Origin of the sequence: Pseudomonas sp. NPDC090233, assembly GCF_044772285.1 — a bacterium.
Taxonomy (GTDB): Bacteria; Pseudomonadota; Gammaproteobacteria; order Pseudomonadales; family Pseudomonadaceae; genus Aquipseudomonas.
Genome location: NZ_JBIVYQ010000001.1, coordinates 899,925 through 916,397 on the forward strand (window position 1 = coordinate 899,925; position 16,473 = coordinate 916,397).

Annotated in this window: 12 protein-coding genes; 3 read left to right on the top strand and 9 right to left on the bottom strand. The window is 63.2% G+C overall.

What is annotated here, in order from left to right; all coding sequences use genetic code 11:
• Positions 1 to 114 precede the first annotated feature (114 nt).
• A complete protein-coding gene (locus ACIQUF_RS04150) occupies positions 115 to 2,652 on the top strand; it encodes an HWE histidine kinase domain-containing protein (protein WP_403128731.1) in 2,538 nt (845 codons plus the stop codon).
• Between the two features lie 88 nt (positions 2,653 to 2,740).
• Here ACIQUF_RS04150 and ACIQUF_RS04155 read toward each other — a convergent pair whose 3' ends face one another.
• The 5 genes from ACIQUF_RS04155 to ACIQUF_RS04175 form a co-directional block, all read right to left on the bottom strand.
• Entirely contained in the window at positions 2,741 to 4,348 is a 1,608-nt protein-coding gene (locus ACIQUF_RS04155) for a GMC family oxidoreductase (protein ID WP_403128732.1), read from the bottom strand.
• A 54-nt stretch (positions 4,349 to 4,402) separates the two neighbouring features.
• Positions 4,403 to 5,620, bottom strand: a complete 1,218-nt coding sequence (locus ACIQUF_RS04160) for a mandelate racemase/muconate lactonizing enzyme family protein (RefSeq protein WP_403128734.1) — start codon at positions 5,618 to 5,620, stop codon at positions 4,403 to 4,405.
• Between the two features lies 1 nt (position 5,621).
• A complete protein-coding gene (locus tag ACIQUF_RS04165) occupies positions 5,622 to 6,944 on the bottom strand; it encodes a nitrate/nitrite transporter (RefSeq protein ID WP_403128736.1) in 1,323 nt (440 codons plus the stop codon).
• A 100-nt stretch (positions 6,945 to 7,044) separates the two neighbouring features.
• Positions 7,045 to 8,469: an aldehyde dehydrogenase gene (gene aldA / locus ACIQUF_RS04170; RefSeq protein WP_403128738.1), complete on the bottom strand. Its 1,425-nt coding sequence runs from the start codon at positions 8,467 to 8,469 to the stop codon at positions 7,045 to 7,047.
• Between the two features lie 122 nt (positions 8,470 to 8,591).
• Positions 8,592 to 9,524: a LysR substrate-binding domain-containing protein gene (locus ACIQUF_RS04175; RefSeq protein WP_403128740.1), complete on the bottom strand. Its 933-nt coding sequence runs from the start codon at positions 9,522 to 9,524 to the stop codon at positions 8,592 to 8,594.
• Between the two features lie 243 nt (positions 9,525 to 9,767).
• On the opposite strand from ACIQUF_RS04175, the gene ACIQUF_RS04180 reads away from it, so the two are divergent.
• Together ACIQUF_RS04180 and ACIQUF_RS04185 are read left to right on the top strand one after the other, a co-directional pair.
• Entirely contained in the window at positions 9,768 to 10,889 is a 1,122-nt protein-coding gene (locus ACIQUF_RS04180; RefSeq protein ID WP_403128897.1) for a hypothetical protein, read from the top strand.
• Positions 10,890 to 10,901: 12 nt separating this feature from the next.
• Positions 10,902 to 11,774: a LysR substrate-binding domain-containing protein gene (locus ACIQUF_RS04185; protein ID WP_403128742.1), complete on the top strand. Its 873-nt coding sequence runs from the start codon at positions 10,902 to 10,904 to the stop codon at positions 11,772 to 11,774.
• Between the two features lie 100 nt (positions 11,775 to 11,874).
• On the opposite strand, the gene ACIQUF_RS04190 is transcribed toward ACIQUF_RS04185, so the two are convergent.
• From ACIQUF_RS04190 to fae, 4 genes are all read right to left on the bottom strand, one after another.
• The gene (locus ACIQUF_RS04190; protein ID WP_403128744.1) at positions 11,875 to 13,224 is read right to left on the bottom strand and encodes an MFS transporter; all 1,350 of its coding nucleotides are present in this window, start codon (positions 13,222 to 13,224) and stop codon (positions 11,875 to 11,877) included.
• An 80-nt stretch (positions 13,225 to 13,304) separates the two neighbouring features.
• A complete protein-coding gene (locus ACIQUF_RS04195) occupies positions 13,305 to 14,738 on the bottom strand; it encodes an NAD-dependent succinate-semialdehyde dehydrogenase (RefSeq protein ID WP_403128746.1) in 1,434 nt (477 codons plus the stop codon).
• On the bottom strand, positions 14,735 to 15,769 hold the full coding sequence (locus ACIQUF_RS04200) for an aldo/keto reductase (protein ID WP_403128748.1): 1,035 nt from the start codon (positions 15,767 to 15,769) through the stop codon (positions 14,735 to 14,737). Before ACIQUF_RS04200 ends, ACIQUF_RS04195 begins: the two co-directional genes overlap by 4 nt.
• 10 nt (positions 15,770 to 15,779) lie before the next feature.
• The gene (fae, locus tag ACIQUF_RS04205; RefSeq protein ID WP_403128749.1) at positions 15,780 to 16,292 is read right to left on the bottom strand and encodes a formaldehyde-activating enzyme; all 513 of its coding nucleotides are present in this window, start codon (positions 16,290 to 16,292) and stop codon (positions 15,780 to 15,782) included.
• Positions 16,293 to 16,473: the final 181 nt, after the last annotated feature.

The window sequence follows — 16,473 nt, forward strand, 5'->3', positions numbered from 1 at the left end:
ATAGCACCATGCCAGCTAGACTCGGAGCTTGAATATGACTGTAACCACTTCGTTTACTTGAAAATATTCGGCAGTCTTGCAGGCCGCCGGTATTCGCGATACCGGCAGGTGCCCATGACTTTGCAACCCCGCGTCGACTTGACCAACTGTGATCGTGAGCCGATCCAGATCCCCGGCAGCATTCAACCGCACGGTTGTCTGTTGGCCTGCAACGCTTCGGCGAGCCTGGTGTTGCGCCATTCGGCCAATGCCCCAGGCATGTTGGGCGCGGTCGGTGAGCTCAACGGGCAAAGGCTCGACACGATCATCGGCAGCGAGGCGGCGCACACCCTGCGCAACTCGCTGGCCCGGGTCAAGGAAGCGTCGCGGCCGGCGCTGTCGTTTGGCGTGAGGGTCATCTCGGGCGAGGCCTTCGATGTCTCTGCACACCTGTTCAAGGGCACTGTCATCCTTGAGTTCGAGCCTTCGGGCGCGAGCATCGCCGAGCCGATCGAGTTGGTGCGCACAGTGATCGGCCAGCTGCGCGAGATCGACCGCTCCGACAAACTTTTCCCGGACACTGCCAGGCGTGTCCGCGCCCTGCTCGGTTACGACCGGGTGATGATCTATCAACTGGGCGTCGACGGTGCCGGCAAGGTCATTGCCGAGGCCAAGCGCAGCGGCCTGGAAAGCTTCCTGGGCCAGTATTTCCCGGCGTCCGATATTCCCCAGCAGGCGCGCGCGTTGTACCTGCGCAACCCGGTACGGATCATTTCCGACGCCCAGTTCAAGGCTGTGCCCATCGAACCGGTGCTGGACTTGTCGGGTGAACCGCTGGACCTTTCCTACGCCCACCTGCGCAGCGTCTCGCCGATTCACTGTGAATACCTGAGCAACATGGGCGTCGGCGCTTCAATGTCGATTTCGGTGATCGTCGATGGCGCGCTGTGGGGGCTGATTGCTTGCCACCATTACGCGCCGCGTACGTTGTCCATGGGCCAGCGGGTTGCTGCGGAAATGTTCGGCGAGTTTTTCTCGCTGCACATCCAGACCCTGCGTGCACGGCAAACGCTAGAAGCCGCCGCACATGCCCGCCAGGTGCTCGACACCCTGCTGCACGAGGCACACCGCACTGCAGACATCGAAGCGCTGCTGCGCGCGCACATGGCCGACTTCCAGGCGCTCATCCCCTGCGATGGCATCGGTATGGCATTGCAGGGGCGATGGACCAGCGACGGGGTGACACCGCCCAAAACTGCTATGCCCAGCCTGCTGAGCTTCGCAGAAAGCGTCGCCGAGGGCCGCACCTGGGCATCGAACTGCCTGTCGATGGCCCACCCTGCCGCCCAGGATTACGCCGTCGATGTTGCCGGCGCACTGATCATCCCGATGTCGCAGCACCCGCGGGACTACCTCATGCTGTTTCGCAAGGAGGTGGTCGAAACCCTGGACTGGGCCGGCGACCCCAACAAGACCTACGAAAGCGGCCCGCTGGGTGAGCGCCTGACCCCACGCAAGAGCTTCGCCGTATGGAAGCAGACCGTGCACCAGCACAGCCTGCCCTGGAACGAACAGGACCGCCAGTTCGGTGAGGCCATCCGCGCGGCGATCGTCGAAGTGGCCCTGCACAACAGCGAATTGTTGGCCGATGAGCGTTCACGATCGGATGTGCGCCAACGGATGCTCAACGAAGAACTCAATCACCGGGTGAAGAACATTCTCTCGCTGATCGGTGCGCTGGTCGCCCACCCGGCTGCGGAGAATCAGACCCTCAGCAGCTACGTTGCAACGCTGAAGGGCCGTATCCAGGCGCTGTCGCTGGCTCACGACCAGGTCGTGCGCGGTGACGGTGGCGGGCGTTTCTCTGCCCTTCTGGAGGCCGAGCTCTCGCCCTATCGCACCTCGGCCGATGCGCTCGAACTGTGGGGGCCAAACCTGCTCCTCGATGCCCGCGCCTTTTCCGTACTGGCGTTGGTGCTGCACGAGCTGGCGACCAACGCCGCCAAGTACGGCGCGCTGTCGCGGGCCGGTGGCAAGTTGTCGGTCACCTGGTCAGTCGATGCGGGTGGCGCTTGCGAGATCACCTGGTGCGAGAGCGGTGGGCCAACGGTGCGCCCGCCAACTCGCAGCGGCTTTGGCTCGGTGCTGATCGAACGCAGCATACCTTTCGACCTCGGTGGCACCAGCACCCTGGAGTACAGGCCCGAGGGCCTGCTCGGGCTGTTCAGAATCCCGGCTAAACACCTGACCTTGGTAGAAGACACCGTTACCGACGCAGCGCCGGTGGCGCAAGCGCTCCCGCAAGTGGACTGCACGCGCCTGGTCGATGCCTGTGTGCTGATCCTTGAAGACCAACTGGTGATTGCGGTGGGTCTTGAGCAAATTCTGGCCGATGCGCAGGTAGAGGATGTCCTCACGGCAAGCTCCGAGGCAGAAACGATGAAGCTGTTGCTTGAGCGGAAACCGGATGTAGCAGTGCTGGACATCAACCTCGGTACCGGCACATCCATCGCCGTGGCTGAAGAACTCACACGGCTAGACATACCGTTCCTGTTCGCAACCGGTTATGGCGACAGCATCATCATTCCTGCCCATTTGAAACATGTGCCGGTGGTACGCAAACCCTATGATGCTGCCTCGATCTTGCTCAACCTGGAAAAGCTCATCGCCTAACCTGTAGGAGCGGCTTCAGCCGCGAACACCGGCAAAGCCGGTGCCATCCACCGCTTCGCGGCTAAAGCCGCTCCTACAGGGTATGCGCCTACTGGCCCTGCAAGATCAGATCGGCGCCCTTCTCTGCCACCATCAACACCGCAGCATGGGTATTGCCCGAGGTGACGTTGGGGAAGATCGACGCATCGACAATGCGCAGCCCTTCCAGCCCATGGACTTTGAGCCGCGTATCTACCACCGACGTCTGCTCGTCCGGCCCCATCGCGCACGAGCCGCACAGGTGGTAGATAGACCCGCAGTTCTCGCGGAAGTACGCCAGCATCTGCTCCTCGCTCTGCACTGCCGGCCCGGGCAGCACTTCTTCCACGGTAATGCCCTTGAGCGCTGGCGCCTGCATGATCTTGCGCATCAGCTGGCTGCCCTGGATCACGTCGTCGATGTCCTTGTGCGTAGTCAGGTAGTTCGGGTCGATCAGCGCCGCATCGCGCGGATTGGCCGAGGCGATCTCGACATGGCCACGACTGGTCGGCCGGCACGGGTTGAAGCACAGCAGAAACCCTGAGTAGGGTTCCGGCTTGAGGCTGGCCTTGTTGTTCTTCGGGATCTGGTACGACAGCGGGTTGAAGTACAGCTGCAGGTTGGGGTTCTGCTCCCCCTCGTCACCCCGGAAGAAACCACCCGCCTGGTTGACGCTCATCGCCAACGCGCCTTTGCGCGTCAGCATATATTGCAGGCCGAGCTTCAATTGCCCGAACAGCGAGCTGAGCTGGTCGTTCAGGGTCGGGATATTGGCCTTGTAGTAGTAGCTGACGCACAGGTGATCCTGCAGATTGCGCCCCACGGCCGGCAATTGCTTTACCTGGGTGATACCGTGACGGTCGAGCAATGCACGGTCGCCGACGCCGGACAGTTGCAGGATCTTCGGCGTATCTACCGCGCCCGCACACAGGATCACTTCCTTGCGCGCTTTGAAACTGCGGGCAACCCCTTTCTGGCTGACCAGCACACCGGTGGCCCGCTGGCCCTCGAACACTATACGGTCGACCAGCGCATGATGCTCGACGGTCAGGTTCGGGCGCTGCAACGCCGGGTGCAGGTGGGCGAAGCTGCTGGAGCAGCGCTGGCCATTGCGGGTGTTCACATCATAGATGCCCGCCCCTTCAAAATTCGGCCCGTTGAAGTCATCGCTCTGCGGGTAGCCCAGCTGTTCGCAACCCTTTAGGAACACGTCGCAGATCGGGTGCGTCTGGCCCTTCATCGGGGTGATGCTGATCGGGCCGCTGCCGCCGTGGTACTCGCTGTCGCCCAGCGGGTGGTTCTCCAGCTTGCGGAAGTACGGCAGCACGTCCTTGAAGCCCCAACCCGGGTTGCCCTTGGCGGCCCAGTCATCGAAGTCGTGTGCCTGGCCGCGCACATAGATCATCGCGTTGATCGAGCCCGAGCCGCCCTGCACCTTGCCGCGCGGCGCATACAAGGCGCGCCCGCCAAGCTGCGGCTGCGGCTGGCTGTAGTACATCCAGTTGTAGGTCGGGTTGTAGTACATTTTGGCGAAGCCGACCGGGATCTTGAACCAGAACGAATCGTCCTTGCCGCCCGCTTCCAGCAGCAACACGGAATGCGTGCCCGAAGCGGACAGGCGGTTGGCCAGGATGCAACCGGCAGCACCCGCGCCGGCGATGATGTAGTCGTATGTCATGCAGGTTACCGCGTAAGTCGGGTTGAACGCCGCCCGTTACCGGGCGGCATCGGGTCAGCCTTTGGCCGGCGAGATATCGCGCACGTCGGCTGGGTTCGGGGCCATCTGCAGGTGCAGGCGCTGGCCGGTATACGGCGTGCGCTGGCGCACCACGTCCATGTTCAGCTCTACGCCCAGGCCAGGCTCGCTGGACGGGATGATGTAGCCGTCTTCCCACTGCAGCGGTTTGTTCAGCACCTGGGCGTGGAAGCCGCCCCAGGTCTCGATGCTTTCCTGGATCAGGAAGTTCGGCGTGCAGGCCGCCAGCTGGAAGCTGGCCGCTGCGCCGATCGGGCCGTTGTAGAGGTGCGGGGCGATCTGCGCGTAGTACACCTCGGCCAGGCTGGCGATCTTCTTCGCCTCCAGCAGGCCGCCACAGCGCGCCACGTTCATCTGCAAAATTGAAGCGCCGCCGGCCTGCAGCAGCTTGAAGAACTCGTATTTGGTGGTCAGCCGCTCGCCGGTGGCGATGGGGATACTGGTCTTGCCGGCGACCTGGGCCATAGCGTCTTCCTGCCCTGGCGGAATGGGCTCTTCGAACCACAGCGGGTCGTACTTTTCCAGGCGCTTGGCCAGACGAATGGCCGAGGACGGCACCATCTGGCCGTGGGTGCCGAACAGCAGGTCGCACTTGTCGCCAACCGCTTCGCGGATTTTGCGGCAGAAGGTTTCGCAGCGCTCCAGAACTTCCAGGGAAATCTGGTGCCCGGAATAAGCGGTGTACGGCCCGGCCGGGTCGAACTTCACGGCGGTGAAGCCTTTGTTCATGTTCTGCACCGCGCACTCGGCGGCCAGGTCCGGGTCATCGTAGTCGTACTCGCCCTGGCTGTTGACCGGGTACAGGTAGGTGTAGGAGCGCAGGCGCTCATTGACCTTGCCGCCCAACAGTTCGTACACCGCCTTGTTCGCCGCCTTGCCGATGATGTCCCAGCAGGCCATCTCCAGGCCGCTGACCACGCCCATCATGGTCAGGTCCGGGCGCTGGGTGAAGCCGCTGGAATAGGCCTGACGGAAGAAACGCTCGATGTGGTGCGGGTCCTGGTCGAGCAGGTAGCGCTCGAACACGTCCTCGATGATCGGCAGCATGGCCTTGGGGCCGAAGGTCGCGGCGTAGATCTCGCCGACGCCTTCGATGCCGCAGGCCGTGCGCAGCTTGACGAACAGCCAGTACATGCCGCCGATGTGCGGTGGCGGTACGGCGACGATATGGGTTTCAAGGGCGACGATTTTCATCTCAGGCACCTGTGTTCTGAAGGAGTGCTTTGCGGTTTACCCGGGCGCGCAGTGCCACTGCCGCCAGGGTGCCAATCAGCCCCACGCTGCCCACGTAGCCGAAATACAGCTTGTAGCCGAGGGCGCCGGGGAAATGTTCGGTGAGGTAACCGTTGATCAGCGGTATGAAGGCATCCGGCAGGTAGCCGATCACCGAGACGATGCCGATGGCAAGGCCCGTGATGCGCAGCGGGATGTCGCAGGTATCCAGGATCGCCCAGTACAGGCCACGGATGGCGTAGGTCATCAGGCCGATGAAGATCACCGTGGCGATCAGCAAGCCCAGGCTATTCAGCGCCGGGAACAGGATCAGGCCGAATACGCCTAGCGACGCCAGCAGCATCGCGACGATCAACACCGAGACATTGCTGAACTTGTCGCCCAGCCAACCGCCAGCGATGCCGCCGATAGGCCGCATCCACAGTTTGATGGTGGTGATGGTGCCGGCCATCACCGCGGTCATGCCACTGCCTTGCAGGTAATCGGAAAAGCTGTAGGTGGCCCAGAAGATGTGATAACCGCAGAACACGATGGCGGTCACCAGCCACAGTTCGGGGATTTTCACCAGGATCGCCAGGTCGGCCAGCAGGTTGAACCTGCCCTTCTCTACCGGCTCGGTCGCCTCCATGGATTTGGGGTCCTTGAGCAGCACCAGCACGAAACCAATGGCGATACAGGTGAAGGAATACAGATAGACCACATGCCGGAAACCTTCGGCCGCCGATTCACCACGCGTCTCGGTCGCCAGGGCGAACAGCGCCAGCGCCACCGTCGCCAGCAGCGCCTCGACCAGGCCACGGCCACCGTCGAGGATGCCGAAGAAGCGGCCCTGTTCGGACTGCCGGGCGATCATCTTCACCCGCTTGAGCACCGAAGCCCAAAAGGTCAGGCCCGTGGTCAGGCCCCAGCAACCGAAGATGACCAGCAGCGACGACATGCCCGGCGCAGTGGAGTACCACAGCCCCAGGGCACCGGTGGCCACCAGCGAGAAGAAGATCAGAAAGCGCGGTGCAATGCGGTCGGCCAGCCAGCCGCTGGGCAGGTAGCTGAGCAGGAAGATCGTGCCGAGCATGGAATACAGGTAGCCCAGCTCGCTGTGGTTGATCTGGAACACCTCCAGCATGGTGGTCTGGTAGACCTGGCGCAGGTAGAGGATCGGGTAGATGGCGCCAGCGGCGAGCACCAGCAGCAAGAGCTGGAAGTAGCGACTTCCCTTGTCGCTGTTGCCCTGGGCAAGGGCGGCAGAACCCTGAACAGCGGCAGCATTAGCAGCATGCTTGGACATGGATGAGGCCTCGGGCAGCCCGCAATACGGGCCTGCCTGTTGATTGTTTTTATTGGAGGTGAAACGGCTGCACGCGTGCGTACAGCTTGCTACGTGCCGCTCAGTACTTCATGACCACCAGTCGGGTCTGGGTGAATTCGAGCATCCCGTGCTTGCCGTCGTCGCCGCCCAGGCCCGAGCGCTTCCAGCCGGCATGGAAGCCCTGGTACGGGTCGGCCGGGGTGCGGTTGACGTACAGCTCGCCCGCCTCGATGGCGCCCGCTACTTTCATCGCGGTGCGGTAGTTCTCGCTGTACAGCACCGAGGACAGGCCGAACTGGTGATCGTTGGCCATCGCCAGGGCATGGTCGATGTCGCGGTAGCTGAGCAGCGCCAGCACCGGACCGAAAGTTTCTTCCTGGACGATTTCCATGTCCTGGCGGCAGTGGCTGAGCAAGGTTGGCGGGTAGAAATGACCCGGGCCTTCTGGCACCACGCCGCCGGTTTCCAGTACGGCGCCTTGGGCCACGGCGCGCTCGACCATGGCGTGGATGTTGCGCCGCGCAGCGGCGTTGACCAGCGGGCCCATCTGCTGCGGGTCTTCGGCGCGATTGCCGAAGCGCACCGCTTCGAACTTGGCCTTGAGCAGCGCCAGCAGGCGGTCGTGCACGCTTTCGTGGGCGTACACTCGTTCGACTGCCGTGCACAGCTGGCCGCAGTGGGTGGTCTTGGAACCGACAATGGCGCTGGCGGCCTGCTCAAGGTCGGCGTCGGCCTCGACGATGACCGGGGTCTTGCCGCCCAACTCCAGCGACGGCTTGGCGATATTGGCCTTGCAGTAGTCGAGCACGATGCGCCCGGCGTTGACACTGCCGGTCAGGGTGATCAGGCCCACCGCCGGATGCGTACACAGGCTGGCAGCGGTGGCGTGGTCCATGGTCAGGATGTTCAGCACGCCCGCCGGCAGGCCTGCGTGTTGCGCGGCGCGGGCAATCTCGAAGGCCGACAGCGGGGTGTTGTTGCTCGGCCGTACCACCACGGTGTTGCCGGCGATCAGCGCCGGGGCGACCTTGCGCAGCAGGGTGTAGACCGGGTAGTTGAACGGGATCAGGCAAGCCACCACACCAATCGGTTCGCGGTGCAGGAAGAGTTTTTCGTCCGGGGTGTCGCTGGGGATGATCTCGCCTTCGATGCGCCGCGCCCATTCGGCGTGGTAGCGGGTGATCTGCGCGGCGTAGCGGGCTTCGTTGCTGGCGTCGCCGAGGCTTTTGCCAGACTCCCATGCCAACGCTTCGCCGACCTGTTCGGCGCGCGCTTCAAGGGCATCGGCAAAGGCACGCAAGTAATCGCCACGCTCGATGCTGGTGAGCTTGCCCCAGGTTTTTTGCGCCTTGGCGGCGGCCTCGACAGCGGCAATCGCTTCAGCGGCCGTGGCGGCCGACACCTGGCCGACCAGGTTTTCGGTGGCGGGGTCGTGTACGGCGATCAGGGCCGTGGTGGCAGGTTCGACAAAGGAGCCGTCAACAAAATTTCGCTCGAATCGCATGGCGGTTGCCCATCGTTTTAACGTTGTTATGTCCCGGCAGTGTTGTCATCCGGCCACGGATGGACAAACGATTAATTGCGCGGGTAAACATTCGAAAAACGCACGTTAGGCAACACGGGGGCTTAAACAGCCGGGGTGGAAGGCTCCAGCTGGCGCTGCGACAGCCAGATTTCTGCCTGCAGCCATTGGCTGAAGGCCTGCAGCTGCGGCAGGTCGCGCTGCTCTGGCCGGGTCACCAGCCAGTACGACTGGTGGCCGTCCACGTGCACGTTGAGCACCTGGGTCAGCTGCCCGACGGCCAGCTCCGGGGCGACCATGTGCCAATCGGCGATGGTGATGCCCAGGCCATCGACTGCAGCGCGAATGGCCAAGTCGAGCAGGTCGAATTCGTAACCGCCCTGGGTATCCACGCCGGTGATGCGTGCGGCGTCCAGCCAGTGCTTCCAGGTCAGGTAGCGCTGGTCTTCACGCGCCAGCACGTGCAGCAGAGTCATGTGGTTGAGGTCGATGCCCTGCTCTTGCTGTTCGCGGCCGTACAACGATGGCGCACACACGGCGACATGCCGCTCCTGGAACAGCAGCGAGCTGTCCAGCCCATCCCATTCGCCATTGCCGAAACGGATCGCGCAATCCAGCGTCGCGGCTTCGGCCAGGCTGTCCTGCAAGCGCGTGCCGATGCTCAGTTCAAGTTCCGGATGGGCTTCGCGCAGCCGCCCCAGGCGCGGCATCAGCCAGCGGCTGGTGAAGGTGGGCGGCGCATTGAGGTGCAGGCGGTTGGCGTGGGTCTTCTGCTGGATGCTGCGTACGGTCATCTCGATCTTGTCGAACGACTGGTTCAGCGCGCGCAGCAGCACGCGCCCGGCGTTGGTCAGTTCCAAGTGATGGTGACGGCGTTGCAGCAGGTCTTCGCCCAACTGCTCCTCCAACTGACGGACCTGGCGGCTAACCGCACTCTGGGTCACGTTGAGCAACTCGGCGGCGCGGGTGAAGCTGCCGGTGCTGCCAGCCACCTCGAAGGCTTTGAGGGCATTGAGGCCAGGCATTTTTCGTTTCATGGAGGGCACTCGGAAAGGCATTCGACAAGGTGCCTAGCTTCCCATGTTTTGTAGGACAATGCCTACACTGCCAAACCGGTAACGTGCATTTAGCGAAGGTTTGCCCCGCCATTTAATCGTTTGTCTCCCCCGCCCCCGCTGGCAACACTGCGCGCATCTCACATAACAATAAACGAGAGCTGTCCCATGCCCTTGCCCGCTTCCCTGCGCCTGCAGTCTGCCTGCCTGGCCACTCTTTCGCTGATGTCCGTACCCGCCCTCGCCGTGCAGGTCAGCGAGAACCTCGACCTCGGTGGCGCCGTGCGCGCACGCTGGGACTACGACCCGGACCGCGACATCCAGAAGTTCAACTTCGACACCGTGTTCCTTACCGCCAAGTACAGCTCCGACACCTGGATCGGTGCCGCGAAGTACCGCTTCTATGGCCGCGCCTACCCGTACAAGTACACCAACAACGTGGGCGACGTGGCCTTCGCCGAAACAGCGTGGGTCGGGTACAAATTCAACCCCGAGCAGCAGGTACAGGTTGGCCTGAACCAGATCCCGTTCGGCCTTCAGCCCTACTTTGGCAGTACATTCTTCGAGACCCTCGGCAACGTGGTCGGCCTGGAAGATGTCGAGCAGATCGGCGCCAAGTACATCCAGCAGGCCGGCGACTGGAACCTGCAGGCCGGCTACTACCTGCGCCCGGCCTGGCAAGGCAAGGGCACCAGCAACGGTCGGACTTATTCCACTGTGGTGTCGTCGGCCGACAGCTATGTCGAAGATGGCAGCGACAACCGCGAACGCAACACTGCCGTGGTGCGCGTGGCCAAGGCGCTGGAGCTGGGAGGCTGGAAGTCGGAAGCCGGGGTGTCGGCCATGACCTCCACCTTGAAGAACAACGACACCGGCAACGACGGCCGACGCAATGCTTTGGCCGTGCACTACCTGGGCAAGAACGGCCCATGGGGTGTGCAACTGATGGCGGCGCGCCAACAAATGTCGCCACGCAATGCGGGCACCGACGAAGTGGTGACCTTCGGCGGCTACGACGGCACGTTCAACGTCGCCAGCCGTGGCAACTTCTACGTCGCCGACCTGAGCTACGACGTCGACGGCAAGTTCCTGTTCAACCAGCTGAGCGGCATCAAGCTGTACGCCAACTACAGCGCCTTCGACAAGTCGGCCTCGGGCTTCGACACCTCCGAGCGGGTAATTCTCGGCTCGTCGTTCTCGCTGAGCAAATTGTGGGTAGCCACCGAATGGCTGTTTGGCAAGAACGACCCCTACATCGGTGGCAGCAGCTATACCCAGAGCCTGGGTGCCGGCGGCAGCGACCAATGGGAGAATCAGCTGTACGTGAATATCGGTTACTACTTCTGAAGCGCGTGTGCCATGCGCCAACTCCCTCCTCTCACCATGCTGCGCGTCTTCGAAGAAGTCGCGCGGCACCGCAGTTTCAGCCAGGCCGCCCTTGGGTTGAATGTCACCCAGGGCGCGGTCAGCCGGCAGATCAAGCAGCTTGAAGACTACCTGGGGGTCGCCCTGTTCGTGCGCACGCCCCAGGGCCTCACCCTGACCGAGTTCGGCGTGGCGCTATCGCCACAGCTGGCGGGTGCCTTCGACCAGATCGAGCGCGCCTTGCAGTCGGTCAAAGTACCCAACCTGCGCCAGCGCCTGCGGGTGCTGGCACCGCCAACCTGGGCCACGCGCTGGCTGTCGCCGCACCTGCGCAGCTTCTGCCAGCAGTATCCCGACATCAGCCTGAGCGTCAGCAACCAGGCCAGCCAACAGAGCCTGGCGGAAGTCGACTGCCGGATTCGTTTTGGCCTGACGCCGGCCGAGCATTGGCACAGTGAATTGCTGGTGATGGAGCGGCATGTCGCCGTGGCCAGTGCCGAGCTGTTTAACAACGGCGAGCCACCCGACCTGCATCGCCATCCGCTGCTGCACATTCTGCATGACGGCAAGCGGCTGCAAGTGTGGGAAAACTGGCTGGCGGCCATGGGGCGGGAGGATGTGGATGCCGGGCTCGGGCTGGAATTCAGCACCCTGGACCAGGTGATCCACACTGCTGTTGCCGGTGGAGGCTTGGCGGTGATCGACCGGCAGATGATCGAGCGCGAGCTGCGCGAGGGTAGTTTGCTGCCGATTGCGCCGCTGGAGGTGATCGGGCCTTATGGATACTGGCTGGATGTGGCAAGTGAAAAGCAGGGGTTGTCCAAGGTGCGGTTGTTTACTGAGTGGTTGGGCAGATTCAGAAATTAGATGTTGAATGTGCTGGCCTCATCGCGGCTGAAGCCGCTCCCACCCTGTAGGAGCGGCTTCAGCCGCGATGAGGCCGGTATCAGCACTGCAAGACTGAGGGCTAAGCCACCGAAACCACAGCCCCTTCAACCTCCTCCTTCGGCACCGAACACGCCTGACTCAAGGTCAGCGCCTTGGTCTCCGGCGCCCATGCCCAGGAAATCAGCGCGCCAAACGCCAAGACCCCCGCCAGAATCCCCATGGTCGGGCTCAAGCCAATCCCCGCCACGCTCACCGGCAACAGGAAGGTACTCACCGCCGACCCTAGCCGGCTGACCGCCGTCGCCAGGCCAATCCCGCTGGCCCGCACCGGGGTCGGGAAGCTCTCGGCCGGGAACACCCCCACCAGGTTGCTCACCGCCGACAGCACCAGGGTGAACACCCCGAATACCAGGACCATCAACCACGCCGCACTGCCCGGCAAAACCGCCAACAGCAGCAACGCTAACGCCAGCGCCACGAACGAGCCGATCAGGAATCCGCGCCGTGAGAACTTCACCGTGCACCAGATACCGGCGAGCGCGCCGACGATCAGCAGCAGGTTGAGCATCAGCTCGGTACCAAAGCCCTCGGCAAGGCCCATCTTCGCCAGAATCGTCGGCAGGAAGGTATAGATGGCGAAATACGGCATCACGATGCAGACGAAGAACAGGCAGTTGAACGCCGTGCGCTTGCGGTACTCACGGCTGAACAACGCCGCATAGCCCGAACCGTGTTCGTTGGCCGGTTCTTCATCCAGCACCACATGCGCGCCCAGGTGCTTGCGCACGATGGCCCGCGCCTCTTCGACGCGGCCACGGTTGAGCAGCCAACGCGGTGATTCCGGGGTGCCGATGCGCGCCAGCAAGATCAACCCTGCAGGGATCGCCGACGAGGCCAGCATGTAGCGCCAGGCGTCATCGCCCAGGCTGAGCATCGCCGTGCCGACGAAGGTGGCCGCCACATAGCCAAAGGTCCAGATCACGCTGAACGACCCTAGCAGCACACCGCGATGCTTGCGCGGGGCGAATTCGGCGAGCATGGCGTGGCCCACGCTGAAGTCGCCGCCCAGGCCGATGCCGATCAGGATCCTGCAGAACAGCAGCGCCATGGCGCTTTCGACATAGAACTGCATGACCGATGCCAGGGTGATCAGGACGAAGCTGATCAGAAAGATCTTCTGCCGCCCCAGGTGGTCGGAGATCCAGCCGAAGAACAGGCTGCCGAGGAACAGGCCGATCAGCGCGGAAGCGCCGATCAACCCCTGCCAGAAGGCATCGAGCTGCATCTGCGGGCTCAGCAGGGTAAAAGCAATGCCGATCAGGCCAAGGATGTAGCCGTCGGTAAAGTGCGCGCCAAAGGTCAGGCCGGCGATCTTCAGGTGGAACCGGCCAATCGGCAGGTCGTCGATCTTGACGGGTTTAACAGACATGTTCGTCTCCGTTTATTGTTCTTGAACTAGAGATGAAGCTGATGTGCCGCCAGCACGTGCGCTGGCGGCGTTGCCTGGTGTCAGAGCCCGCCCATCAGCAGGTATTTGATCTCCAGGTATTCGTCGAGGCCGTACTTCGAACCCTCGCGGCCCAGGCCGGACTCCTTGATGCCGCCAAATGGCGCGAGCTCGGTGGAAATCACCCCTTCGTTGATGCCCACCATGCCGGCTTCCAGGCCCTCGGCCATGCGCCACACACGGCCGATGTCGCGGCTGTAAAAGTAGGCCGACAGGCCATACGGCGTGTCGTTGGCCTGGCGCAGCACTTCGGCCTCGTCCTTGAAGCGGAAGCAGGCGGCCACCGGGCCGAAGGTCTCGTCGCTGGCGATCAGCATGTCGCGGCTGGCGTCGGCCAATACCGTCGGCTCGTAGAAGGTGCCGCCCAATGCGTGACGACGACCGCCGCATACTAGTTTTGCGCCCTTCTCCAGTGCGTCGCCGACGTGGGCTTCGACCTTCGCCAGCGCTGCCGCATTGATCAGCGGGCCTTGCTCTGTCTCGCCCTCAAGCGCCACACCTACGCGCATCGCCTTGACCGCCTCGGCCAACTTGGCCACGAAGGCGTCGTACACACCGTCCTGAATGAAGAAGCGGTTCACGCATACGCAGGTTTGCCCTGTGTTGCGGAATTTCGAAGCCATGGCGCCCTTCACGGCGGCGTCCAGGTCGGCGTCCTCGAAGACAATGAACGGCGCGTTGCCGCCCAGCTCCAGCGAGACCTTTTTCAACGTATCCGCCGCCTGGCGCATCAGCAGCTTGCCGGTGCGGGTGGAGCCGGTGAACGACAGCTTGCGCACCACACTGGAAGCCTGCAGCGCGCCGCCGATGGCCACCGCATCGCCGGAGACGATGTTGAACACACCAGCCGGAATCCCCGCCTGCTCGGACAGCACGGCCAGGGCGAAGGCCGACAGCGGCGTTTCTTCGGACGGCTTGAGTACCATGGTGCAACCCGCCGCCAGCGCCGGGCCGACCTTGCGCGTGACCATGGCCAGCGGGAAGTTCCACGGCGTGATTGCCGCAACCACACCAATCGCCTCCTTGATGACCACGATCCGCGCATCGGCCTTGTGGCTGGGGATCACATCGCCATAGGCGCGCATGGCTTCTTCGGCGAACCATTCGAGGAAGCTCGCCGCATACACTACCTCGCCCATGGCTTCGGCGAAGGGCTTGCCCTGTTCACGGCACATCAGCGTGGCCAGGTCACGCTGGTGGGCCAGCATCAGCTCGCCCCAACGCTTCAGGCGCTGGCTGCGGTCCTTGGCCGTCAGCGCTCGCCAGGCCGGCAAGGCACGTTCCGCGGCGGCGATGGCCAGCTCGGCTTCTTCAGCGCCGGCCTTCTGCACCTGGGCGATCAGTTCGCCGGTGGCAGGGTCCATCACCGCATAGGTCGGGCCGCCGGACAACCACTGGCCATCGATGAAATGGCCGTTGCGCAGCAACCTACTCATGCCGCCACCCCGTTCAGCGTGAAGCGCTCGATGCCGGGCCGCGCGCTGCGTAGGATACGCTTACCCGAGGTGTAGTCGTTGATCAGGTCGCACGGGGTGTAATTGCGCTCCAGTTCATGCAGCTCTTCGGCATCCAGCCGGGTTTCCAGGGCCGCCAGCGCACTGTCGAACTGCGCCGTGGTGTCGGCACCCACCAGCATGCAGTCGACACCTGGGTGGTTGAGTACCCACGCCTGGGCCACCTGGGCGTTGGACACGCCACGTGCCCTGGCCACCCGCTGCACCGAATGGGCGATCTCGAACGAGGCCTCGTCGCTGTACATCTGCTGGGTGAAGAAGTCGGTCTGGTTGCGGGTCGACTGCACGTCGCCGGTCAACAAACCCCGGGCCAGCGGGCTGAATACCGAAACGCCCAGGCCCTGATCACGGCAGAACGGGATCATCTCGCGCTCTTCTTCGCGGTAGGCGCAGTTGAGCTGCAGCTGCATGTTGATCGGCTTGACCCAGCCATTGCGCTCGCAGCACAGGAGGATCTTCGCCAGTTGCCCGGTGAGCATTGTCGACACGCCGATGTAACGTGCCTTGCCCGCTTTGACGATGTCGTTGAGCGCGCCCATGGTTTCCTCGACCGGGGTGTTCACGTCGAAGAAATGCAGCATGTACAGGTCGACATAGTCCATCCCCAGGCGTTTGAGCGAGGCGTCGATGCTGTCCATGATGTGCTTGCGCGAGTGGCCACTGGCGTTGATGCCGCCGCCGGTGCCATAACCGACCTTGGTGGTGATCACCAGGTCTTCGCGGCGGGCCAGGCGCTTGACGATGCGCCCCACCACCTCTTCACCGACACCGGCCGAATAGAAGTCGGCCAGGTCGATGAAGTTCACCCCGTTGTCCAGGGCATGGGCCACGATAGGCTCGCTCTGCTTCTCATCGAAGATCCATGGCTTCCAGTCCGGGGTACCCATGTTCATGGTGCCCAGGCACAGGCGCGAGACTTCCAGGCCGGAGTTGCCCAATCGAATGTATTGCATGGCGGCGACCTCAGGCTTTGGGGGTGTAGAAGGGGTTGCTGATCTGCCCGACCACATCGGCCAGCTGGGCACGCTCTGGCTTGCCGGTGAGCGCGGCGCCGATCGCCGTGCGGCAGGCGTTGTAGTTGTTCAGGTACACCGCATCGAGGTCATCGCAGGCCGGGTTGACCCAGTTGGCGGTGACGATGGCCCACTCGTCTTCGGCCTCGGCCGGCAGCGTGCCGTCCAGCAGCGCCTCGGTGACCGCCTTGGCGATGCCCGCCTGCGACGCGCCCCAGGTGGCGTTGCCGTGCAGGTCGCCAACGATGACGGCCTTGTTCACGTACAGGGTCATGGGTTTGACCGGGATGTTGGGCTGGGCGATCACCATGAACGGGCAGTGGCCCTGGCTGGGCGACGCCAGGCTGTTGGCGAAGGCCTGGCCGGCTGGGCCATTGCGCGGGCCGATGAGGATGTTGATGTGGGCGGCGTTGACGCCTGGGCCTTCGAAGGCTTCGCCGATGTACAGGTCGAGTTCTTTCATCTGTGCAAACACTCTTTGTTGTTAGAGGAACCGTGTTTGCGATTTTTTAACACCGCCGCTGCGCGCAGCTGCAACCACATAAAGTCATGGGGGTATGAGCTGGCCTCATGGCCCTGATTCGCTATGGGTTGACTCCCCCCAAAGGGTGATTTCGGACGTACCGCGAGTGTGGGAGCATGGC